At 44.2% G+C, this 22944-nt stretch carries 20 protein-coding genes; 15 read left to right on the forward strand and 5 right to left on the reverse strand.

The window, feature by feature from the left end:
* Positions 1–89 precede the first annotated feature (89 nt).
* Genes ACE1OE_RS21220 through ACE1OE_RS21230 form a run of 3 tightly spaced genes read left to right on the forward strand, consistent with a single transcriptional unit; the run spans position 90 to position 3608 of the window.
* A complete protein-coding gene (locus ACE1OE_RS21220) occupies positions 90–818 on the forward strand; it encodes a response regulator (protein ID WP_102471010.1) in 729 nt (242 codons plus the stop codon).
* 35 nt (positions 819–853) lie between these two features.
* The gene (locus tag ACE1OE_RS21225) at positions 854–2308 is read left to right on the forward strand and encodes an ATP-binding protein (protein WP_102471009.1); all 1455 of its coding nucleotides are present in this window, start codon (positions 854–856) and stop codon (positions 2306–2308) included.
* Between the two features lie 43 nt (positions 2309–2351).
* Positions 2352–3608: an ABC transporter substrate-binding protein gene (locus ACE1OE_RS21230; protein WP_449212200.1), complete on the forward strand. Its 1257-nt coding sequence runs from the start codon at positions 2352–2354 to the stop codon at positions 3606–3608.
* 140 nt (positions 3609–3748) lie between these two features.
* On the opposite strand, the gene ACE1OE_RS21235 is transcribed toward ACE1OE_RS21230, so the two are convergent.
* The gene (locus tag ACE1OE_RS21235; protein ID WP_449212201.1) at positions 3749–4336 is read right to left on the reverse strand and encodes a TetR/AcrR family transcriptional regulator; all 588 of its coding nucleotides are present in this window, start codon (positions 4334–4336) and stop codon (positions 3749–3751) included.
* Between the two features lie 167 nt (positions 4337–4503).
* Between ACE1OE_RS21235 and ACE1OE_RS21240 the strand changes: the two genes are divergently transcribed.
* The 4 genes from ACE1OE_RS21240 to ACE1OE_RS21255 all read left to right on the forward strand — a co-directional run bounded on the left by ACE1OE_RS21240 (position 4504) and on the right by ACE1OE_RS21255 (position 8614).
* Positions 4504–5040: a dihydrofolate reductase family protein gene (locus tag ACE1OE_RS21240; RefSeq protein ID WP_449212202.1), complete on the forward strand. Its 537-nt coding sequence runs from the start codon at positions 4504–4506 to the stop codon at positions 5038–5040.
* A 278-nt stretch (positions 5041–5318) separates the two neighbouring features.
* Entirely contained in the window at positions 5319–6317 is a 999-nt protein-coding gene (locus tag ACE1OE_RS21245) for a TRAP transporter substrate-binding protein (protein WP_449212203.1), read from the forward strand.
* Positions 6318–6538: 221 nt separating this feature from the next.
* The gene (locus ACE1OE_RS21250) at positions 6539–7249 is read left to right on the forward strand and encodes a TRAP transporter small permease (RefSeq protein WP_372060026.1); all 711 of its coding nucleotides are present in this window, start codon (positions 6539–6541) and stop codon (positions 7247–7249) included.
* 3 nt (positions 7250–7252) lie between these two features.
* Positions 7253–8614, forward strand: a complete 1362-nt coding sequence (locus ACE1OE_RS21255; RefSeq protein ID WP_102471003.1) for a TRAP transporter large permease — start codon at positions 7253–7255, stop codon at positions 8612–8614.
* A gap of 30 nt (positions 8615–8644) precedes the next feature.
* Here the strand turns inward: ACE1OE_RS21255 and ACE1OE_RS21260 are convergent, their stop codons facing one another.
* The 3 genes from ACE1OE_RS21260 to ACE1OE_RS21270 form a co-directional block, all read right to left on the reverse strand.
* Complete coding sequence (locus ACE1OE_RS21260) at positions 8645–8827, reverse strand: hypothetical protein (protein ID WP_449212204.1); 183 nt, start codon at positions 8825–8827, stop codon at positions 8645–8647.
* A 141-nt stretch (positions 8828–8968) separates the two neighbouring features.
* Positions 8969–10312 carry a sigma-54-dependent transcriptional regulator gene (locus tag ACE1OE_RS21265; protein WP_449212205.1) on the reverse strand — a complete coding sequence of 448 codons (1344 nt, stop codon included), beginning with the start codon at positions 10310–10312 and terminating at the stop codon, positions 8969–8971.
* 134 nt (positions 10313–10446) lie between these two features.
* Positions 10447–12321: a sensor histidine kinase gene (locus ACE1OE_RS21270; RefSeq protein ID WP_449212206.1), complete on the reverse strand. Its 1875-nt coding sequence runs from the start codon at positions 12319–12321 to the stop codon at positions 10447–10449.
* Between the two features lie 538 nt (positions 12322–12859).
* Here ACE1OE_RS21270 and tig point away from each other — a divergent pair.
* From tig to ACE1OE_RS21305, 7 genes are all read left to right on the forward strand, one after another.
* Positions 12860–14164, forward strand: a complete 1305-nt coding sequence (gene tig / locus ACE1OE_RS21275) for a trigger factor (RefSeq protein WP_102470999.1) — start codon at positions 12860–12862, stop codon at positions 14162–14164.
* A 102-nt stretch (positions 14165–14266) separates the two neighbouring features.
* Positions 14267–14890: an ATP-dependent Clp endopeptidase proteolytic subunit ClpP gene (clpP, locus tag ACE1OE_RS21280; protein WP_102470998.1), complete on the forward strand. Its 624-nt coding sequence runs from the start codon at positions 14267–14269 to the stop codon at positions 14888–14890.
* Between the two features lie 123 nt (positions 14891–15013).
* Positions 15014–16294 carry an ATP-dependent protease ATP-binding subunit ClpX gene (clpX, locus tag ACE1OE_RS21285; RefSeq protein WP_449212207.1) on the forward strand — a complete coding sequence of 427 codons (1281 nt, stop codon included), beginning with the start codon at positions 15014–15016 and terminating at the stop codon, positions 16292–16294.
* A 117-nt stretch (positions 16295–16411) separates the two neighbouring features.
* Positions 16412–18763: an endopeptidase La gene (lon, locus tag ACE1OE_RS21290; protein WP_449212208.1), complete on the forward strand. Its 2352-nt coding sequence runs from the start codon at positions 16412–16414 to the stop codon at positions 18761–18763.
* Between the two features lie 195 nt (positions 18764–18958).
* Entirely contained in the window at positions 18959–19231 is a 273-nt protein-coding gene (locus ACE1OE_RS21295) for an HU family DNA-binding protein (protein ID WP_102470995.1), read from the forward strand.
* Positions 19232–19416: 185 nt separating this feature from the next.
* Positions 19417–21276, forward strand: a complete 1860-nt coding sequence (gene ppiD / locus ACE1OE_RS21300; protein WP_449212209.1) for a peptidylprolyl isomerase — start codon at positions 19417–19419, stop codon at positions 21274–21276.
* A 169-nt stretch (positions 21277–21445) separates the two neighbouring features.
* Positions 21446–21739, forward strand: coding sequence for a ComEA family DNA-binding protein (locus tag ACE1OE_RS21305; protein ID WP_102470993.1), 294 nt, complete (start codon positions 21446–21448; stop codon positions 21737–21739).
* Here ACE1OE_RS21305 and rrtA read toward each other — a convergent pair.
* Positions 21722–22288 carry a rhombosortase gene (gene rrtA / locus ACE1OE_RS21310; protein ID WP_102470992.1) on the reverse strand — a complete coding sequence of 189 codons (567 nt, stop codon included), beginning with the start codon at positions 22286–22288 and terminating at the stop codon, positions 21722–21724. The two genes, ACE1OE_RS21305 and rrtA, sit on opposite strands and share 18 nt — an antisense overlap.
* Between rrtA and ACE1OE_RS21315 the strand changes: the two genes are divergently transcribed.
* On the forward strand, positions 22287–22889 hold the full coding sequence (locus ACE1OE_RS21315; protein WP_102470991.1) for a tRNA-uridine aminocarboxypropyltransferase: 603 nt from the start codon (positions 22287–22289) through the stop codon (positions 22887–22889). The genes rrtA and ACE1OE_RS21315 overlap by 2 nt on opposite strands.
* Positions 22890–22944: the final 55 nt, after the last annotated feature.

Raw genomic sequence — 22944 nt, forward strand, 5'->3', positions numbered from 1 at the left:
GGTGTACTGTTTTTATTGATGAAGCGATGATAAACAAAGGCGCAAAGCCTTACAATATAGCCACTGAAAATAGCCATTAAGGATTGGAAATGCAGTCAAAGACACACATTCTTGTAGTAGATGACGATGAGGAGATCCGTTCATTACTTGACGAGTATTTGAGTAAATCGGGTTTCCAGGTCACCACCGCAGAAGATGGTGTCGAAATGGAGCTGTTCATTAAGGCCAAAGGCTATCCTGATTTGATTTTGTTAGACGTTATGTTGCCGGGAGATGATGGCTTTGCATTATGCCAGCGAGTTCGCCGGGATTCGCAGGTGCCGATTATCATGTTAACGGCGGTATCGGATGAAACCGATCAGATTATCGGCCTTGAGATTGGCGCTGATGATTACATTGCAAAACCATTTAGTCCTCGTCAGTTAATGGCTCGAATCAAAGCGTTGTTAAGGCGTGCACATATCAATGATGACAAGTCAGATGAACTGCCGCCACGAACCATCGATTTTGGTGAATGGCGACTGGATGCGTTGTCTCAGCGTATGGTGAACCGTGTGACGGGGCGACATCATGACTTATCGGGAAGTGATTTTGCGTTGTTGATGCTGTTTTTATCCAAACCTAACGAAGTTTTAGATAGAGATACAATATCTTTTGCGACTCGTGGTAGAGAAGCGCTGCCTTTTGAACGTGGCATTGATGTTCAGCTGAGCCGTATACGAAACCGTTTGGGCAAGAGTAAAGAATTTCCTCATTACATCAAAACGATGCGTGGTAACGGCTACATCTTATCGGTTGCTGTGGAATATGGGTACTAGGTGAACGTAATGTTCATGCACAAGGTAATAGAAAGATGTCTCGTTCTCGTTGGTTAAGGCGCTTTAACCTCAACTCGCTTGTTGCGCGCACACTGTTGTTGACCTTATTAGCGGTGGTCTGTTCGCAAGGCGTAATGACGGCTATTTGGTATCAAAAAACCAAACAAGATGAATTGGCCGGTATTCGTGATACGTCCGCGAGTATGGCCAACATGTTCGCTTCGACGGTGACTTTCTTCCAGAAGCTACCGATAAAGTATCGGCATATCGTACTTGATCAGATTCGTAATATGGGCGGAACTCGCTTCTTTGTATCATTCAACAAAGAAGAACTGATCGTTGACCCCATTCCGGACACGCCGTTGAAATTAGCCTCGATGACAGCCGTTAGAGATGTTCTCAATGAGAATCTTCCTTCGATTCAAGCCGTCAGTGTTGAATTTTCCAAGGCAGAGAATTTACGGCTGCTTAAGAATGATATCTTTCTTGATGATCTCCCTAAATCTTGGGCGCACCACACTCTCACATTAGGCCCGCTAGATCCTCCTGTGTTAGTCGTACAGCTTAAAATCGCCCAAGGAGAATGGCTATATATTGCGGCTTTGCTGCCATCACCTTACATTCAGCTTGATGACACCATGTTGTCCCAAGATCAAATGGTGTTCTTATTTACTTCTACTACGCTGTTGTTGCTATTGACGTTCTTATTAGTGCGTGCGCAAGTCAAGCCTCTAAGGCGATTAGCCAAGGCGGCTAATGATATGAGCATGGATATTGATCAACCACCGTTGCAAGAGCAGGGGGCAACAGAGTTAGTCACGGCAACGCGTGCCTTTAACCGAATGCAGACTCGAATCCGCAAGTATATTGCCGATCGGGAACATCTCTTTTCTTCTATCTCCCATGACCTTAAAACGCCAATTACCCGTCTTAGGTTACGTGCTGAATTGCTCGATGAAGATATAAAGCGAGACAAGTTTAACCAAGATTTGGATGAGCTAGAGATGATGGTCAAAGGGGCATTACAGTGTGTGCGTGATACTGATTTGCATGAAAATAATGCTTATGTCGACCTGAATGACATTATTCGCAGCGTCTCTGAGACCCATAACCAAGTGCATACCTTGGTGTCACTCACATCAGAGCCTATCGAACCATTTATTGCCAAGCCTCTTGCGATTAAGCGAGTACTGACAAACCTTGTCGATAATGCAGTGAAATATGGAGAGAAAGCCTTTATCACGGTAGAAGAAAACCCTAAGTGGATCATTATTACTATCTTGGATAAAGGGCCGGGAATCCCAGAAGAAAAGATTGAAGCGGTTTTTGAGCCTTATGTGCGATTGGCAACAGATAAAGATGGGCATGGCCTTGGATTGGGAATATGCCGTAGTATCCTCCATGGATTAGGAGGCGATCTCATCGTGCGAAATGCTGATTTTGGAGGGTTGGAGGTTCAGGTCTTTATCCCGCCAAATTTAGAAGCCTAGCATTGTCTTAAACGACGTTCTATCCAAAAGATACGTGAAAAAAATGAAATTAAACAATACGTTACTAACATTGTCGTTACTCTCTTCTGCTGTAATGCCAAGTCTTGTCTCTGCTGGCGAAGTTGAGGTCTTACACTGGTGGACCTCCGGTGGTGAGGAAAAGTCTGTTCAGCCGCTAAAAGAACAGCTTGAGGAGCAAGGACATACTTGGAAAGATTTTGCTGTTGCTGGTGGCGGTGGTGAGACGGCGATGACGGTATTAAAAACGCGCGCAGTGTCTGGTAACCCTCCCTCGGCGGCTCAAATAAAAGGCCACGATATACAGGAGTGGGGCAGCCTTGGCTTTCTGACTAATCTCGACGATGTTGCAGATGAGGGGAAGTGGGACGAAAAGGTGCCTAAAATTGTTACCGATATAATGAAATACGATGGTGAGTATGTCGCGGTGCCGGTCAATATTCACCGTGTAAACTGGCTGTGGGCGAACCCGGAGGTTTTGAAACAGTCCGGAGTGGAAGTTCCGACCACATTAGATGAATTCTTTGTTGCCGCTGAAAAAATTAAAGCAGCAGGTTACCTACCGTTGGCAAACGGAATCGGCTCTTGGCAAGACGCGACCATGTTTGAAGCCATTGCTCTAAATGTTCTCGGTACGGAAGGCTACATTAAGGCATTTGTTGACCTTGATCTTAAGATGCTCTCTAGTGACAAGATGGTTGAGGCGTTGATCAAGTTTAAAAAATTGCGCAATTATATGGATGCAGGAGCGCAAGAGCGTTCTTGGAACGCCGCCACCTCAATGGTTGCCAATGGCGAAGCCGCAATGCAGATCATGGGAGACTGGGCGAAAGGCGAGTTTATTGCTGCCGGCAAAGTACCAGGCAAAGATTTTATTTGTGTACCAGTGCCCGGCACTGCCAGCCAATTTTCTTATAATATCGATAGCTTTGCGTTTTTTGACTTAAAAGATAGCGGTGACGTTGACGCTCAAAAAGCACTAGCTGCGGCGATTCTAGATAAATCCTTTCAAGAAACCTTTAATCTAAAAAAAGGCTCGTTGCCTGCTAGAACGGATTTAGATATGTCTAAGTTTGATCAGTGTTCCCTTGATTCAATGACAAGTTTTCGTGCCGCTGAAAAAACCGGTGATTTGGTACCAAGTGTATCTCAAGGCATGGCGACGACAAGCTATGTACAGGGCGCTATCTTTGATGTCGTAACGGACTTTTTTAATAACCCCAACGCGGACCCGGAACAAACAGCAAAGAAACTCGCACAGACAGTAAAAGCCTCTATTTAATGACTATATTCCAATCAAGAAGATAAGCCTTCTAATCAAGAGGATAAGTGAGTTAACAAAAATAAACGGCTGACCTCAACAATGAATGAAGTCCACAACGTGCAGAGTGTCTATCTGCACGTTTATCATCGTAATATTCTCTATTCTCTATTCTCTATCCTCTTCGATGACTGGTACTCCAGTGCCGAACAATACAACTCCAATGGCCCTTTAATCTTTAATGGACTTAAAGTTGTGCCTGTTGTGTCGCAGTTGAGAGCAAAAGCGAATCCATGTAAGTAATCGGCGAGGAGGTCTAGGGCATCGTCGGCTTGGCGGTTCGAAAGCTGAAGGACGTTCGTGACCTGATTAAATCGTTCAGAAAATACGTTGGCAGGACCCAAAGACGTCATCGTGAGCAATGTTTCTAACAGCCCTGGGTATTTATTTAGTAAGCCTAGATAACTGATACAGAGTGCCTCTAGTTCTACTTTCCAGGGGCTGTCGATACGGGGCTGATAAATATCTTCGACCAGAGAAACCGTGATGGCCTCAAGGAGTGCATTTTTATTGTTGAAGTAATGATAGATCGCCATCGCATCGACGTTTAATGCCAACGCTAGCTTTCGAATACTAGGCATTTTTCCTTCTTGGCACATGATGTCTTTTGCAACGATGAGTATATGTTCGGCACTTAATGAGCCGCTGCCGGCTTTAGGTCGCCCTCGTTTCTTGTCCTTGACAGTCATTGACTTTACTCGCTAAACTAATATTAATTTCTACAGTGTAGAATATTTTAGTGTAAGATGAATTAAAAGCCAAGTCTGACGCCTACGTTTACAGCATTAAAGTAAGCGCGGTTGTTTTAATGAATCAATAATGACGTTCAAATGAACCAATGAGAGTGGGTCCGATCATGTCAAACAGTGTTTTTATAGCGACGAGTTTAGATGGTTATATTGCCGATAAAAAAGGAAAGATTGACTGGTTACATACGATACCAAACCCAGAAGGGTTAGACATGGGGTATAACGACCACTTCGATCGTATTGATGCCATGGTCATGGGCCGTAATACATTAGAGATGGTACTGAGTTTTGGTGTCGATTGGCCTTACAGCAAGCCCGTTTTTGTCCTGTCGAACACGATGGATTCGGTCCCAACGGGCTACGAAGACAAGGTATTTTTGGTCAAGGGCCCATTAAAAGAAGTGGTCAGTGATATCAACGCAAAGGGGTATCAGAATCTTTACATAGACGGTGGGGTGACGATTCAAAATTTCTTAAAAGAAGATATGATCGATGAGCTCATTATCACCACTATTCCAGTGTTACTTGGTGGCGGAGCGCCTTTGTTTGGCGCATTGCTTAACCCGCTACATTTTGATTTTGTTAAAACGGAGACCTACCTAGACGCCATGGTACAAAATCATTTTGTCCGCAGCACTCGGTGAGCGAGGCAAACGATTTAAATTAGACAGGTAATGAATGATCACGCGAGGTTTTTCGTATCAACGTGGTCATCTTGCCTTATCAATGAGTCAATAATCACCCGTCATTGCCTATTTGATGGGTGGGTTTCCCCCCATTTTTTCTGCGTATTTCAACTTGAACACCCTCAAAAATCATTAACGTTTTGAAATTATTGATAATAATGTAATTGGTATTCTTCTTGCTCTATTGAAGTATCAGTACCCATTGACGGGACTGCTTCAATCCAAGGAGAACAAGAATGTTAAAGCCTCTATCCATACTTACCGTTTCCATCTTGTCGATTGCCAGTTTTAATGCGGCGGCTAATTGCGACCCTGGTGAAATTGTCATCAAGTTTAGTCATGTAACGAATACGGATAAGCATCCCAAGGGGATTGCCGCTTCTCTTCTTGAAGAGCGTGTTAATACAGAAATGAACGGTAAGGCTTGTATGCAGGTCTTCCCTAACTCAACGCTATATGATGACAACAAAGTGTTGGAAGCCATGTTAAATGGTGATGTTCAGTTAGCGGCACCGTCATTGTCTAAGTTTGAAAAGTTCACTAAAAAATACCGCATTTTCGATTTACCTTTTTTGTTTGAAGACGTGAACGCTGTCGACCGTTTCCAGAACTCTGAATCCGGCGAAAAACTTAAGAACGCCATGAAACGTCGTGGCCTGCAAGGCCTGGCTTTTTGGCACAATGGCATGAAGCAAATGTCGGCGAATAAGCCGTTATTGGTTCCTGAAGATGCAAAAGGCCTAAAATTTCGAGTTCAAGCCTCAGATGTGCTCGTGGCTCAATTTGAACAACTCGGTGCCAATCCACAAAAAATGTCGTTCAAAGAGGTTTATGGAGGCTTGCAAACTAAAGTCATCGATGGTCAAGAAAATACATGGTCAAACATCTACGGCAAAAAGTTTTTTGAAGTACAAGATGGGGTAACAGAAACCAACCATGGCATTTTGGATTATTTAGTCGTGACATCGAACGACTTCTGGAAAGAGTTGCCAGATGATGTCCGCAGCCAGTTAGGTACGATTATCCAAGAGGTGACGGAGACACGAAATGCAGAATCTGGTCAGGTTAACCTTGCCAACAAAAACAATATCATTGAGGCCGGTGGTGAAGTTCGCACGCTGACGCCTGAGCAACGTCAACAATGGGTCGATGCACTTAAACCAGTTTGGACGAAGTTTGAGAAAGATATTGGCGCTGAACTGATAGAGGCGGCATTGGCGTCTAATCAACAGTAATACGAGGAACGGTGCGAACGGCGTGGATGTAATGTCACCACTGTATTCATGTTGTTCGTGCTCATAATATTGGTGCTCACCCTCGCAGTGCTTAATACCAGCGTACTCTCAAGCGAGTACTCAAGGTAATCGTGCAGCTTACGTCAGTACCTATTCATTTCTATGGACCTTGTTGGAACAAGGTCTACCTTTCTGCCCTTATTTTTAAAGTGATGGTTCACATGGAACAATCAATAATGACTAAAGTCGGTAACGTCACCGATGCGTTTGAAGAAACGCTCATTGCCTTCTTTTTAGGTGCGATGACTCTCTTGACGTTTGCGAATGTTATTTCGCGTTATGTCTTTAATGACAATATTCTTTGGGCGCTGGAGTTGACCGTATTTATGTTCGCATGGATGGTCTTGGTCGGCGCGTCCTATGGGGTAAAAAAGCACTTTCACATCGGCGTAGACGTCATTATCAATATGGTGTCCGAGAAATGGCGTAAGGTATGCGCGATTGTCGCGGTACTAAGCTGTTTGACGTTCTCAATTCTGCTCCTCATCGGTTCTTGGAATTATTGGTATCCGTTCGTGACGGAACGTGCATGGTATGAAACCGATGACATCCCAATGCCGGAGATCTTGCAATTTTTAGCGGATTGGCTGAATGAAGGGGAGCGCTACGAAAAATTACCTCGCTTTATTCCTTACATGGCATTGCCTATTGGTATGGCCATGCTTACCTATCGCTTCCTTCAGGTCGCTTATCAGGTTGTGACTGGCAAGATGGACCGGATGATTGCAGGGCATGAAGCAGAGGAAGATTTGGAAGCACTAAAGGCTGAAATGGCAGACAATAACGCCTTTGAAAGTCTGAATACCTCGCAACAACGCCGCTCGTCAGAAAGTGAACATAACACCAGTGACACCAAGGATAAGGGGCAATAATCGATGGCGATTTTATTTCTATTTTTAATGGTTATTGCTTTTATGCTCGTGGGCGTACCCATTGCGATATCATTGGGTTTATCGAGTGTTTTATTTCTATTAATGCATTCAGATGCGTCTTTGGCATCAGTGGCGCAGACGCTTTTTAATGCTTTCGCGGGTCACTATACCCTGCTTGCGATTCCATTTTTTATTCTAGCGTCGAGCTTTATGTCGACAGGAGGAGTGGCTAAACGAATCATTCGCTTCGCAATTGCGATGGTGGGTTCATTTCGTGGTGGTTTGGCGATGGCATCGGTTGTGGCGTGTATGATGTTTGCCGCTCTGTCTGGTTCGTCGCCAGCGACCGTCGTAGCGATCGGTAGCATTGTGATTGCGGGTATGATCAAGAACGGCTATACCAAAGAATTTGCGGCCGGGGTCATTTGTAACGCAGGGACGCTGGGAATCTTGATTCCTCCCTCTATTGTTATGGTGGTTTATGCGGCCGCAACGGATGTGTCGGTAGGTCGCATGTTTTTGGGTGGCGTTATCCCTGGTTTGCTCGCAGGCCTAATGTTGATGATTGCCATTTATATTGCCGCGCGAGTAAAAGGATTACCCAAGCAGCCGTTTGTGGGGTGGAGAGAAGCGTTCGACTCCGCAAAAGACGCAAGTTGGGGATTACTGCTGGTCGTGATTATCCTTGGTGGTATTTATGGTGGTATTTTCACGCCGACGGAGGCGGCGGCGGTGGCTGCCGTGTATTCATTCCTGATTGCCAACTTTATCTACAAAGACATGGGACCATTTGCGGATAAAAAGAATACTAAGCCTGTGCTGGTTAAGGTTGTGGAAGCGTTTGTGCATAAAGACACAAAACACACCTTATATGAGGCAGGGAAATTGACGATAATGCTGTTATTTATCATTGCTAATGCATTGATTTTAAAGCATGTATTAACGGAAGAACGTATTCCTCAGATGATCACTGAATCTATGTTGTCTGCAGGACTAGGACCGATCACCTTCTTAATTGTGGTTAACATCTTATTGTTGCTTGGCGGGCAGTTTATGGAACCATCAGGGCTGCTCATTATCGTGGCACCTTTAGTGTTTCCAATTGCTATTGCTTTGGGTATTGATCCTATTCACCTTGGAATCATGATGGTGGTGAACATGGAAATAGGGATGATTACGCCACCGGTTGGGTTGAATTTATTTGTCACGGCAGGGGTTGCGAAAATGTCGATGATGAATGTGGTAAAAGCCGCTCTACCCTGGGTAGGTGTCATGTTCTTGTTCTTGATTATCGTGACTTACGTACCGTGGGTATCGACTTGGTTACCAACGTTGCTAATGGGGCCAGAGATCATCACCAAGTAGCGAAAATAATGGTGCATTGACGAAAAAGGTTCATACCTCTTCGTCAATGTGTTTGATGTTTTTTAGGCGTGGGTCATTAGAGGTGCGTCGTTCGTACAATACCTTTTTACTGTGCTGCTTTCTGCGGTCTTGGGGTTCACGTTGTTCGACGTAATAAACACCATCAATCTCAATGGTTTCTGTAATGGCTGGTACCGTTATTTTTTCACCCATACATAACCTCTTAATGTTACCAATTTATTATTGTTAAATTGAGTATAGGGTTCGCTACCAAATTTTCGAGTTTATTTCGTCTTGCGCATTACGCCATGCCCCTTGAGCGCTAAGCTCGCCATCTATCCTCGTAGACCTTGTCTACTCTTTCTTGTAATTGTTCTTATCCAGGCCGTACTTTTGCATCTTGTCGTAAAGCGTTTTGCGCGCGGTTTGCAGTGTGGCCATGGTTTCGTTAATTTTTCCATCACAGCTAATCAATGTTTGCTCTATCAAGGCTTTCTCGAATTCCGCTACTTGTATCGTTAATGGTGTATCTGTATTGGTGTTATCAGGTTGTCCGACGTTACTGAGTTTACCCAGTAAAACGAACCGTTCAGCGCAATTTCTCAACTCTCTGACATTGCCGGGCCAATTTTGGCTCATTAACGTTTGCAGGTCTTTAGCGGGAAGTGTGCAGGCTGTTTTTCCGTACCGAGCGGCTGCAACTAACAAAAAGTGATGGAAAAGCGCGGGGATATCTTCTTTCCGCTGACGAAGAGAGGGGAGGTGCAGCGTCACTACGTTGAGGCGATAATAGAGGTCTTCGCGAAACACCCCGTTCGATGCTGCCTTTTTTAAATCAACTTTTGTGGCCGCAATAATGCGAATATCAAGTGGCATTAAGTGGTTGGAGCCGATGCGCTCAATGACCCTTTCTTGTAGCACTCTGAGTAAGCGAATCTGGGCTTGCATCGGCATAGATTCAATCTCATCAAGGAACAGAGTTCCACCTTGGGCATGTTCAAACTTGCCCACTCGCACACTGTCTGCACCGGTAAAGGCCCCTTTTTCATGACCATATAATTCGCTTTCGATCAGGTTTTCTGGCACGGCCCCACAATTGACAGCAACAAAGTTGGCTTCTCGTCTTGTGCTTTGTTCATGTAATGACCGCGCCACCAGTTCTTTGCCTGTGCCCGTTTCGCCAAACAATAGAATATCAGCGTTGGTATCGGCGACCGCAGTGATAGTCTGTCTAAGATCTTGAATGATGGGAGTGTCACCGATAATTCGAGGACCGAGGGTTTGGCTTACTTTCAGTGATTGTTTGAGGCGTTCATTCTCTAGGGTCAGTTGGCGCTTCTCTATTGCCCGCAACGTCGTCTCAATGAGGCGGTCGGCAGAGAAGGGTTTTTCAATGAAGTCATAAGCGCCTTCATGAATGGCTTGAACCGCCATTGAAATATCACCATGCCCCGTTATTAAAATAACAGGAATATCGTGATGCCGATGAGTAATGGTTCTCAAGAGTTCCATCCCTGATAACCCAGGTAGGCGGATATCAGAAATAATAACCATAGGGGGCGTTTCTTGGTGCTGCAGTGCGAGTAATGCATCCTCCACTGATGAAAAGCACTGCGCGTTGATATCCGCGAGGTCAAAACTTTGCTGTAACGCAATCCGTATATCCGATTCATCATCAATGAGGAACACATGGCTCATAGGTTAATCCTTATTCGCTGCAAACTTAGTCAGTAAGCGCTTTAGTTGGTATGTGGTTTAATTGGCGACAAACTAAGCGGTTATTTACCTACGCGATGACATGCTTAAACCGCTATATGCAGAAGCCGTAACCTTTATAGCTCGTTAGGTTTGGCTGTTTTACGACTATCAGCATCGTCGTTACTGGTACGACTGCCACCATCACAGCCATTGTTGTGACTGAGTGAGCTTTCGTCGCGAACTCTCGGAAGGGCGACCGTAAAGCGAGCCCCTCCTAATGGTGAACTTGCCACTGATATTTTACCTTTGAGATTATGAATAATCTGCTGAGAAATCGATAGCCCGAGCCCTAGACCGTTGTCTTTCGTCGTATAGAAGGGTTCAAATAAGTCATTGATAGCTTGCTCATCAAGTCCTGGGCCGGAATCATCGATATGAATTGATACATTATTGGGATGGGTTTCTGCCGATATCTGGAGTCGTTTAGATTGGTGGTGCTCCATCGCTTGTACCGCGTTACTGATAAGGTTAATGAGTACTTGTTCGACTTGAATAGGGTTCACCCAAATAACAATCACCTCATCCGACGCGAGATAATCCAAAGTAACCTGGCTGGTTTTGAGTTGTGGCTGGACTAATTCTATGGTTGAAAAAATGACAGGGGCGAGGCGGACTTCACTCAATTCATTGGCGTCACTGCGCCGCGCAAATGATTTCAATTGCTGGCTAATCTTAGCCATTCGTTCTGTGAGCACGACAATCCGGGCTAAGTTGTCTTTTGCTCGATCGATGTTGTCTTTATCGATGAAGCGTTGTCCATTTTCAGCGAAGCTGCGAATAGCCGCTAGTGGGTTATTTAACTCATGGCTAATGCTTGCTGACATTTGCCCTAATACCGCGAGTTTGGCTGCTTGCACGAGTTCATCTTGGGTTTTTCTGAGCGCTTTTTCTGTTTTTACTCGCTCATCAATTTCTACATGAAGCTCAGACGTACGCTCCATCACGAGAAATTCAAGCTTTTGTTTTGCTTCGGCTTGCAGGCGTTCAATCTGGCGATGTTTTGATTGGCGCATTGCGATCAAAACGACAATGAGATACGCGGTCACAAACAGTAGAAATAGGATAAATATGAAGCCAACAATATCAATATAGAGTGTCGACAGGGGCGTGAGTACGCGCAGTGTTAAGTTGGGAACGCCGGAATCTCGCTGGGTCATCAGGAAGTCTTGGGTAAAGACATTACGGTTGGGTTTGGTAATGACACTGGAATCTCCCGACAATTTACCTTTAAAGCCTAAATCCTGGATGGAGGTAGTGAGATATTGGCGGGATTGTTTGATGTCTTCTAATACATCATCGTCTATGGAGGATAAGCTATGAAACAACCAGTCGGCGTCACTAGACATGAAAACCACATGGTGATTATCGGTGGCCACATAGATACTGGTGTCACTTTGCCAGTTGCGTTCAATCGTTGAGAGATCCATTTTGACCACGACAACGCCGATATGCTCGGCGGCGTATGTGACAGGATAAGAATAGTAATACCCTCGGCGTCCAGAGGTTGATCCCAGAGCAAAGTAACTGCTTTGTCTTCCTTGAATCGCTTGTTGAAAATACGGTCTAAATGCGAAGTTTTTACCAACAAAAGAATGAGGTAAATGCCAGTTGCTAGAAGCAATCGTGTTGCCAAATTTATTAATTAAGTAAGTGTCCGAAGCCTGCACAATGCGATTGGCCTGCGATAGGTAGCGGTTCGTTACTTCTAGTTGAGCGCTGTTATCTGGCGACAAGAGTGCATCGACCAACTCACGATCTTGGGAAAGAAGCTGCGGAATATGCCGGTATTTGTCGAGTTTACTATCTATGTTTTCAACAAATCGGTTCAACCAGCTTTCATGTTGACCTTGTAATGATGTGAAGTTGTGCTGCCAGTACCATTGCCCTCCGATGACGGATATGAGGGCAAATAGAGCGATAAAGCTAAGTAGTATCGGTTTTAAACGCATTTGACCTCCGTAATTTTCGCCTCCATAGGTTAACGAATTTGGTGAATATGTGGCAAAAAAGTTATATGAAGTGAGATGTAACAAGGTAAGAAAGAGGACTTAGTTCGCGTTTTTAAAGGTTTGACAAAAAAAACCGTTTATTTTCTTGAAAATATCAATAATGTCCCCATTTCAGGTTGGAACCGAGTTTAAATTCCTCGGTTTGTTCGTTTCATTGAGTAATTAGTGACAAAACCTGCGATTGAACGGAGTTCGACTCGACACCACAGACTGAGATCGCTAGAATGTCGCGTCTGAAATTTTGTCCTGAGACTAATCGGAGATGCCTTCGAAGTTCTACTTCGTTACAAGAAGACGTCACTCATTAGTCCGATAATCATGAAATATCTTGATGATTATCGATACCTATTTAGAAGGTGCATTTTTGCACTAACAAGGATGAAGCAGAAATATCGCCTATGAAAGTAGTGATACCTTTTTATGTTGATATGGATGCTCATACGCTCGGCTAAAACTGAGCCAAACTGAGGTTTATAGAATGCAAGTTACTGTTGAAACTCTAGAGGGCCTAGAGCGCCGTCTAAACATTACCGTTCCTGCTGCAAACATCGAAGATGCAGTGACAGCTGAACTACGCAACATCGCGAAAAACCGTCGTTTTGATGGCTTCCGTAAAGGCAAAGTGCCAATGAAAATGGTTGCGCAAATGTACGGCCAAGCAGTACGTCAAGACGTGATGGGTGAGGTTATGCAACGTCACTTCATCGAAGCTATCGTTAAAGAAAAAATCAACCCAGCAGGTGCGCCAACATTTACACCTGTTGAAAACGAAGCTGGCAAAGATCTTGTTTTCGCTGCAACGTTTGAAGTTTACCCAGAAGTTGAGCTTGCTGGCCTAGAAAACATCGTTGTTGAAAAACCAACAACAGAAGTTAACGATTCTGACGTTGAAGAAATGATCGACACACTACGTAAGCAACAAGCTACGTGGACAGATGTTGAAGAAGCAGCAGAAGATGGTAAGCGTGTTACTATCGATTTCGTTGGTTCTATCGACGGTGAAGAATTCGAAGGCGGTAAAGCTGAGAACTTCCCACTAGAGATGGGTGCTGGCCGCATGATTCCTGGTTTTGAAGACGGTGTTAAAGGCAAAACTGCCGGCATGGAATTTGAAATCGACGTAAACTTCCCAGAAGATTACCACGCTGAGAACCTAAAAGGTAAAGCAGCGAAATTTGCGATCAAAGTAAGCAAAGTTGAAGCTCGTGAGCTTCCTGAGCTAAGCGATGAGTTCGTTTCTAAGTTCGGTGTGAACGAAGGCGGCGTTGAAGCGCTTAAAGCCGAAGTTCGTAAGAATATGGAACGTGAGCTTAAGCAAGCGATCAAAAACCGCATCAAAGAGCAAGCGCTTGACGGTCTAGTTAAAGAGAACGACATGGACGTTCCTTCAGCTCTAATCGACCAAGAAATTGTTGGCCTACGCCAACAAGCTGCACAACGTTTCGGTGGTAACCCTGAAGCTGCAGAACAACTTCCACGTGAATTGTTCGAAGAGCAAGCGAAGCGTCGTGTTGTTGTTGGCCTTCTTCTAGGTGAAGTGATTAAAGCTGAGAAACTAGAAGCTAGCGAAGAGAAAGTGCAAGCACTTATCTCTGAAATGGCGACAGCGTACGAAGACCCAACAGAAGTTATGGAATACTACGCGCAAAACGAGCAAATGATGAACAACATGCGCAACGTTGCACTAGAAGAGCAAGCTATCGATGCAATTCTTGCTAAAGCACAGGTTTCTGATAAAGAAGTTAGCTTTAACGAGCTAATGAATCAGCAACCAGCTCAATAAGCAATATCTTGTATAGAAGGTTGACTTAGAGTCGACTTCTCTGTTAACAATGGTCCGTATGATGTTTATCATCCGGGCCATTTATTTTAGGGACATAAGAATATGAGCTACCAAGAAAAAAATGCAATGTCGCCAATTATGAACGCGCTAGTACCAATGGTGGTTGAACAAACTTCCCGTGGTGAACGCTCTTATGATATTTTTTCTCGACTACTAAAAGAACGAATCATTTTCTTGACGGGTCAAGTGGAAGACAACATGGCGAACCTTGTGGTTGCCCAACTGCTTTTCTTAGAATCAGAAAATCCTGACAAAGACATCTTCCTATACATTAACTCACCTGGTGGCAGTGTGACTGCGGGTATGTCTATTTATGACACCATGCAGTTCATCAAACCAAATGTCAGTACGTTATGTACAGGTCAAGCTTGTTCAATGGGTGCGTTCCTATTGGCGGGTGGTGCACCTGGCAAGCGTTTTGCTTTGCCAAATTCTCGCGTTATGATTCATCAGCCGCTTGGTGGATTCCAAGGGCAAGCGTCGGATATTCAAATCCATGCTCAAGAAATTCTGACCATTAAAGATAAACTGAACAAGTTACTTGCAGAACACACTGGTCAGCCGTTGGAAGTACTTGAAAAAGATACGGACCGCGATAATTTCATGTCGGCAGCTCAAGCCGCAGAATATGGCATTATTGATGAGGTATTGACCCAGCGAGGTTAATCCATAACTGTTTGATTGTAGATAGACCAATTTGTTCAGCGAGAATAATTAATTCTCGGACGCATTTTGGTCTAAATTGATATACACTCAAACCATAGAAAGTACAGGCTAAGAGGTTAGCGAATGACAGATAAAAGCAAAGAGAGTGGTAGTGGTAAACTGCTGTATTGCTCTTTCTGTGGCAAAAGTCAGCACGAAGTTCGCAAGCTAATCGCGGGTCCTTCTGTTTACGTCTGCGATGAATGCGTTGATTTGTGTAACGATATTATTCGTGAAGAAATCAAAGATGTGTTACCGAAAAAAGAATCTGAAGCGTTACCCACGCCAAAAGATATTCGGTCTCATCTTGATGACTATGTAATCGGACAAGACCATGCGAAGAAAGTCCTCTCCGTTGCCGTTTATAACCATTACAAGCGCTTGCGCAATGGTGATATCACGGCGGAAGGAGTAGAACTTGGTAAGAGTAATATTCTTCTTATCGGTCCTACAGGTAGTGGTAAAACATTGCTTGCAGAGACGCTTGCTCGTTTCCTAGATGTTCCATTTACAATGGCTGATGCCACCACACTAACCGAAGCCGGTTATGTGGGTGAAGATGTTGAGAATATCATTCAAAAACTTCTTCAAAAATGTGATTACGACGTTGCGAAAGCTGAGCGTGGTATTGTGTATATCGATGAGATTGACAAGATCTCTCGTAAGGCAGAAAACCCATCAATTACACGTGACGTGTCTGGTGAGGGCGTTCAACAAGCACTATTGAAACTTGTTGAAGGTACCGTTGCTTCTGTTCCTCCTCAGGGCGGACGCAAACATCCTCAACAAGAGTTTTTACAGGTAGATACATCGAAGATCCTATTTATTTGTGGCGGTGCGTTTTCAGGCCTAGATAAGGTCATCGACCAACGCGTAGCAACGGGTGCAGGTATTGGTTTTGGAGCTGAAGTTCGCTCTATAGATGAAACCAAGACGGCTGGTGAGCTGTTTAAGCAGGTTGAACCTGAAGATTTGGTGAAATATGGTCTGATCCCAGAATTCATCGGTCGTCTACCGGTTACTGCGACCTTGACTGAGCTTGATGAACAAGCGCTGATTCAAATTCTGAATGAGCCAAAGAACGCCCTGACTAAACAGTACGGTGCGTTATTTGACCTTGAAGGTGCTGAACTTGAGTTCCGTGAAGATGCACTTCGAGCGATTGCTAAAAAAGCAATGGATCGTAAAACGGGTGCTCGTGGTCTACGTTCGATTCTAGAAGGTGTCCTTCTAGAAACAATGTATGAACTGCCATCTGCCACAGACGTGAGCAAGGTTGTTATTGATGAAAGTGTGATAAATGGTGAGTCAGAACCGCTACTTATCTACAGCAGCAATGATAATCAGGTTGCAAGTGCAGACTAAATTGCGATAGTAATAGAAAAGGAGGTATTGGATACCTCCTTTTTTTTATTCTTTTATTGAATCCAACGAATACGCCCCCATATACAGAAAATAATACTAAGCGGAAGAGAGAATAATATGAACTTGGAACGTTCCGAGCGTATTGAAATCCCGGTATTGCCTCTGCGCGATGTTGTGGTCTACCCACATATGGTAATCCCTTTGTTTGTTGGTCGCGAAAAGTCAATTAGTTGCTTAGAAGCGGCAATGGACAATGACAAGCAGATACTACTCGTCGCTCAAAAAGAAGCAGATACTGAAGAACCAACGATTGAAGACCTTTTCACGACTGGCACCGTTGCCACAATTCTTCAATTGCTAAAACTCCCTGATGGAACGGTAAAAGTTCTTGTTGAAGGGCAGCAGAGAGCAAAAATAAATTCTTACCGTGATGAAGAGTTCTTCATGGCGGACGCTGAGTTCCTTATTACCCCAGAACTTGAAGAACGCGAAGAAGAAGTGATTGTTCGCAGTGCTATTGATCAGTTCGAAGGGTTTATTAAGCTCAATAAAAAAATCCCACCAGAAGTGTTGACGTCACTGAGCGGCATTGATGAAGCAGCACGCTTAGCGGATACCATCGCTGCGCATATGCCATTGAAACTTGTTGATAAACAACAAGTGCTCGAGTTACTTGATGTGTCTGAGCGCTTAGAGTTCTTGATGGGGCAGATGGAGTCTGAGATAGACCTCCTGCAAGTTGAGAAGCGTATTCGTGGTCGCGTTAAAAAGCAGATGGAAAAATCTCAGCGCGAGTACTATCTGAATGAGCAAATGAAAGCGATTCAGAAAGAACTGGGCGACTTAGACGACGCACCTGACGAATTTGAAAGTCTTAAGGCAAAGATTGAAGAATCGAAAATGCCTCAAGAAGCAAAAGAAAAGACAGAACAAGAGCTTCAAAAGCTCAAAATGATGTCACCAATGTCGGCGGAAGCGACCGTGGTTCGCAGTTATATTGACTGGATGGTCGGTGTACCTTGGGCAAAGCGTTCTAAAGTGAAAAAGAACCTAGCAAAAGCCGAAGAAGTGCTGAACGAAGACCACTATGGCCTTGAGCGAGTGAAAGAACGCATTCTTGAGTATTTGGCGGTTCAAAACCGTATTAATAAACTCAAGGGCCCTATTCTGTGTCTAGTCGGTCCTCCGGGTGTCGGTAAAACCTCATTAGGACGCTCTATCGCGGCCGCTACGGGGCGTAAGTATACTCGTATGGCATTGGGTGGCGTTCGAGATGAAGCTGAGATTCGCGGCCATAGACGTACCTACATCGGCTCTATGCCGGGTAAGCTGATCCAAAAAATGTCGAAAGTGGGCGTGAAAAACCCATTGTTCTTGCTGGATGAAATCGACAAGATGGCCTCAGACATGCGAGGTGATCCATCATCAGCATTGTTAGAAGTACTTGACCCTGAACAGAATGTGGCATTTAACGACCATTACCTCGAAGTTGATTACGATCTCTCTGACGTGATGTTTGTGGCGACGTCGAACTCGATGAATATTCCAGGTCCTTTGCTTGATCGTATGGAAGTGATTCGTTTATCTGGTTACACGGAAGATGAAAAGCTAAACATTGCGCGACGTCACCTAGTGGACAAGCAGGTGCAACGTAATGGCTTGAAGCCCCATGAGATTGAGATTGAAGATTCAGCAATCCTTGGCATTATTCGTTATTACACGCGTGAAGCGGGTGTGCGTAGCCTTGAGCGCGAGATCTCTAAGATTTGTCGTAAAGCGGTGAAGAACATTCTTCTTAAGCCTGAACTGAAGCAAGTGATTGTTAACCAAGAAAACTTGAAAGAGTTCCTTGGTGTGCAGCGTTGCGACTTTGGTAAAGCCGATGACAGTAACCGAGTAGGTCAAGTTACTGGACTGGCGTGGACCGAAGTTGGTGGTGATCTGCTCACTATTGAAACTGAATCAATGGTTGGCAAAGGTAAGCTGACGCAAACAGGTTCGCTTGGTGATGTGATGCAAGAGTCTATTCAAGCCGCCATGACCGTCGTGCGATCGCGAGCCGACAAATTGGGTATCAACACCGATTTTTATGAAAAACGTGATATTCACGTCCATGTTCCAGAAGGGGCAACACCAAAAGATGGACCGAGTGCAGGTATTGCTATGTGTACAGCATTGGTGTCTAGCTTAACGGGCAATCCAGTCAAAGCTGAGGTAGCAATGACCGGTGAGATCACGCTTCGTGGTGAAGTACTTCCTATCGGTGGTCTAAAGGAAAAACTCCTAGCGGCACACCGTGGCGGAATCAAAACCGTGCTAATTCCTAAGGACAATGAACGTGATTTGGAAGAGATTCCAGACAACGTTATTGCTGATTTGAAAGTGATCCCAGTGCAATGGATTGATGATGTTCTAGAAATTGCACTAGAGCGAGCACCCCTCGGGGCTGCGTTTGAGCCTGTAAAATAGTGATGCGCTCCAAATTTAGATAAAAGAAATACGCTGATAAGTAAAAAAAGCTTGTCAGCGTTTTTTTGTAGCACTAACTTTAGCTATGTAACTCTGAACCCTTGATAGACAAGGCTTAGAGTCTTTTATTACTAGAACGGAACTAACGTTACCTTTTCCAAAATAATAACTCGGTAACACTTAAGGGGAAACACAGTGAACAAAACTCAATTAGTAGAAAAAATTGCAGAAAACGCAGACCTATCTAAAGCTTCAGCTGGACGTGCATTAGACGCATTCATCGAAGCAGTAAGTACTACTCTAGAAGATGGCGATCAAGTTGCACTAGTTGGCTTTGGTACATTCAGCGTACGTACTCGTGCCGCTCGCACCGGTCGTAACCCAAAAACGGGTGATGAAATCCAAATCGCAGAAGCAAAAGTACCCGCATTTAAAGCAGGTAAAGCGCTGAAAGACGCTTGTAACTAATCAATTGTTACAGTTGGAAGCAAATTGCTTATTAACTGAACAAAAATCAGACCTTAAATAGGGTTTGAGCGGCTCGAAAAGCCACCCTTTTTTAAATATGCGCATCTTACTGATGCGCATTTCTTTTTCTGATATTATCCTATTCAGTAGAAGATAAACCTTCCTATCTGGAGAGTAATAAAATTATGATGGAGCGAATGCGCGAAGGCGTGAATAGTATCGCAGTTAAGATTATCCTTGGACTCATTATCCTATCTTTTGTGTTTGCGGGCGTAGGCAGCTACATCACAGGTGGCAGTGGTAACACAGCAGCAAAAGTTGGAAATGTTGAGATCAGTCGTGGTGAATTTGAGCAAGCTTATCAAAATGAGCGGAATCGAATGCAATCACAAATGGGGGATTATTTTTCGACGTTACTGGCTGATCCGAATTATGTGGAATCGTTCCGTAAGTCTGTGCTTGATCGCATGATTAACGACGTGTTACTTGAGCAACATGCAGAGTCACTAGGACTTCGTATTGGTGATGCTCAAATTCGCCAGATGATTCTTGAAATGCCACAATTTCAAAGCGATGGTAAGTTTGACCAAGATATCTATCAAGCAACCCTAAGACGCGCTGGATTCAGTGCTGACAGCTTTGCTGAGTATCTGCGCACAGACATCGTACGTAATCAGCTGCTTTCTGCATTGCAAGGCAGTGAGTTTACCCTTCCAAGTGAGATTGAGCTGCAAAGCCAGCTTCTGACTCAAACACGAGATATCAAAACACTGACACTGTCTCTTGCCGATTTCTCTAAACAAGCATCATTGACTGAAGAAGAAATTCAACAATATTACGATGCTAATCCAGCGCAGTTTACTCGCCCTGAGCAGTTGAAAATCTCTTATGTTGAGCTGTCTGCTCAAGCATTGAAAGGCAACGTTGATATTTCAGATGAGCAAGTGACTCAGTATTATAATGAGCATCTAGATAAATACTCGACGGCTGAGCAACGTAAAGTGAGTCACATCCTTATCCAAGGTGATGACGAAGCGAAAGCACAAGCGATTCTAGACGAACTAAATGCAGGGGCTGACTTTGCGACTTTGGCTCAAGAAAAGTCAGACGATTTCGGCAGCGCTGAAGAAGGTGGCTCTCTGGGTTGGATTGAACGTGATGTGATGGATCCTGCTTTCGAAGAAGCGGCATTTGCCCTTCAAAATGTTGGTGATAGAACGCAATTAGTCAAATCAGACTTTGGTTACCACATTATTCAACTTGATGAAATCAAGGCATCAGAGTCTAAACCACTTGCAGACGTGAAAGATGAAATTGTTTCTGAGCTAGCGGATCAGCTTGCGGTTGATGATTTTTATAATCTGCAAAATGAACTGGAAAAAATTGCCTTTGAATACCCAGATTCATTAGATGACGCTGCATCAGCAATTAACCAAAAAGTCGTGACAACAGATTTCGTTTCTCTTGCTGACGTGCCTGCTATTCTTCAAAATCAAGCCGTTATGCAAGCGCTTCAGTCTCCTGAAGTAAAAGAAGACGGCCTGAACTCAGAAGCAATGGAAGTTGAACCTGAGCATATTGTCGTGGTTCGAGTTGAAGAAGTACGCAACGAAACGGTTCTTCCACTGGAAGAAGTCCGTGAGCAAGTTAAATCACAGTTAGCAAATGTTAAAGGTGAGCAAGCTGCGATGGCGCTCGGTGTTCAGTTGGTTAACGAGCTGAAAGAAGGCAAAACAGACGCATTGACAGCAAATGCATTGACCTTTGGTGAGCTAGAAGCTATCGACCGTAGTTCTGCTTTGGCGGGTACGGTATTTGCGATGGCAAAACCAGCGGAAGGCGAAGTGACTTTTGCTCAAGCAAAAGATGCTGAAGGTAATGTGGTTGTTATCGAACTAAGTAAGGTAGCAGCAAACGCCGATCCAATGTACAACGAGCAAATTGGTGCTCAAATGGAGCGAGCGGCAACACAACAAGACCTTGCTTCTGTATTAACGATCCTTCGTAAGAATACAGAAATTGAGTACCTTATCGTTGCAGAATAATGACATCGACCTTGCCATTATAAACGTGGTGAGTTCACAGTAATTGTGCAATTGATAATAAACTAAAAACGGGTCGCGAAAGCGACCCGTTTTATTTTGAGCTTTGCTTACTGGTTATTCCTATGTTGGCGTGTACTTTGAAACCTCATTAATCAGAAAGGAAGTTACGATGAAAGTACTACTGTCAGCATGGCTTGTGGTTTTATTCACATTGAGCCCATTATCAACCAGTTTTGCAGCAAACGCTGATAAGTTGGAAGGTATCGATATTACGGTCAATGTCAATCAAGCTGATCCTGATGAAATTGCGGCCTTGCTAAGTGGGATTGGCATTGAAAAAGCAAAAAGCATCGTGGAGTACCGCGACAAACATGGAGAGTTCAAAACGATCGATGATCTCACTCATGTAAAAGGGGTCGGTCCAGCGACCGTTGAGAAAAATCGTTCACGAATTTTGTTGTAAAGGTACTCGGTTGTATAACCAATAGCCTAACGAAAAAAGAAGCCCTGCGACGGTACCTATTGCATGGGCTTCGGTCGCAACATTGGCGGCAATCAGGTCTATCGTTGATTGAGACGCACCGAATAATGTCTCCCATGTGACCTTAGCGACAACACCGACTATCAACCATATACTGCTTTTTCTTCCTCCGAGACATTCGCTTAGCGCCCAATAAGCAAATAAGCCATGTAACACCCCAGAAAGTCCTAAGTAAGCGTTGAGCGGGGTTAATAGAAGTCCAAGTCCAGTCGTGAGCGATAACAGCGCCAGAAGGACATAGAGTGCTTTTTTTGTTGGTGTGAAGAGGTAACAAATCACAACAAGCCCAGCCAAGTTCATGGCTAGATGTGCAAGGTTGGTGTGTGAGAAATTTCCTGTTACTATCCGCCACCATTCACCGTTAGAAATTAACCCTCGGTCCCATATCACCCAATGTTGGATCTCGGGGATTTGTAGCACTAAACAAAATAGTGAGATGAGAGCCAGTCTTATGACGAAAGAAAAAGTCATGTTGCGATATTGTCCTCAATGTTTAAAAGCAAAACGAGCCTGTATTTGTCAATGGATTACATCGGTTCATTGTGACTCTGAGTTGATTATCTTACAGCATTCTAGTGAAGAAAAACGGCCACTTGGTACTGCAAAAATCCTTCAGTTATCATTACCGAACACTCGTTTGTTTATCGGTGAAAACTTTACCGATCATAATGAGCTCAACTCGTTACTCAGCGATACGAGTGTGCGAACCTGTGTCTTATTTCTTAGTGAGCAATCTACCCCGATCTCTGAGCTTGTGAAGAACAGTGATCCTAGGCCACTTCGTATTATCTTGCTAGATGGGACCTGGAAGAAAGCCTTTAAAATGTGGACATTGTCCACCAATCTTCACGCCTTACCGCTGGTGCAGTTACCACTCGACTTAGAGGGGGATTACCGAATTAGAAAGGCGCCAACCAGTAACGCATTGTCGACGGTGGAGGCTGGTTACCATGTCTTATCGATCCTAGAACCAGAGCAGGATTTTAGTTCTCTTATTTATGCATTTGAACAAATGATTGAGTTTCATATTTCGCAAATGCCACCTGGTGTATTTGAGCAGAACTACCAGTAACTCTGTCGTTCAGTTTTTCGCTTGTCTTACGTCGGCATCGCAAAGGCGATTAGGG

The organism is Vibrio sp. E150_011, from assembly GCF_053544015.1.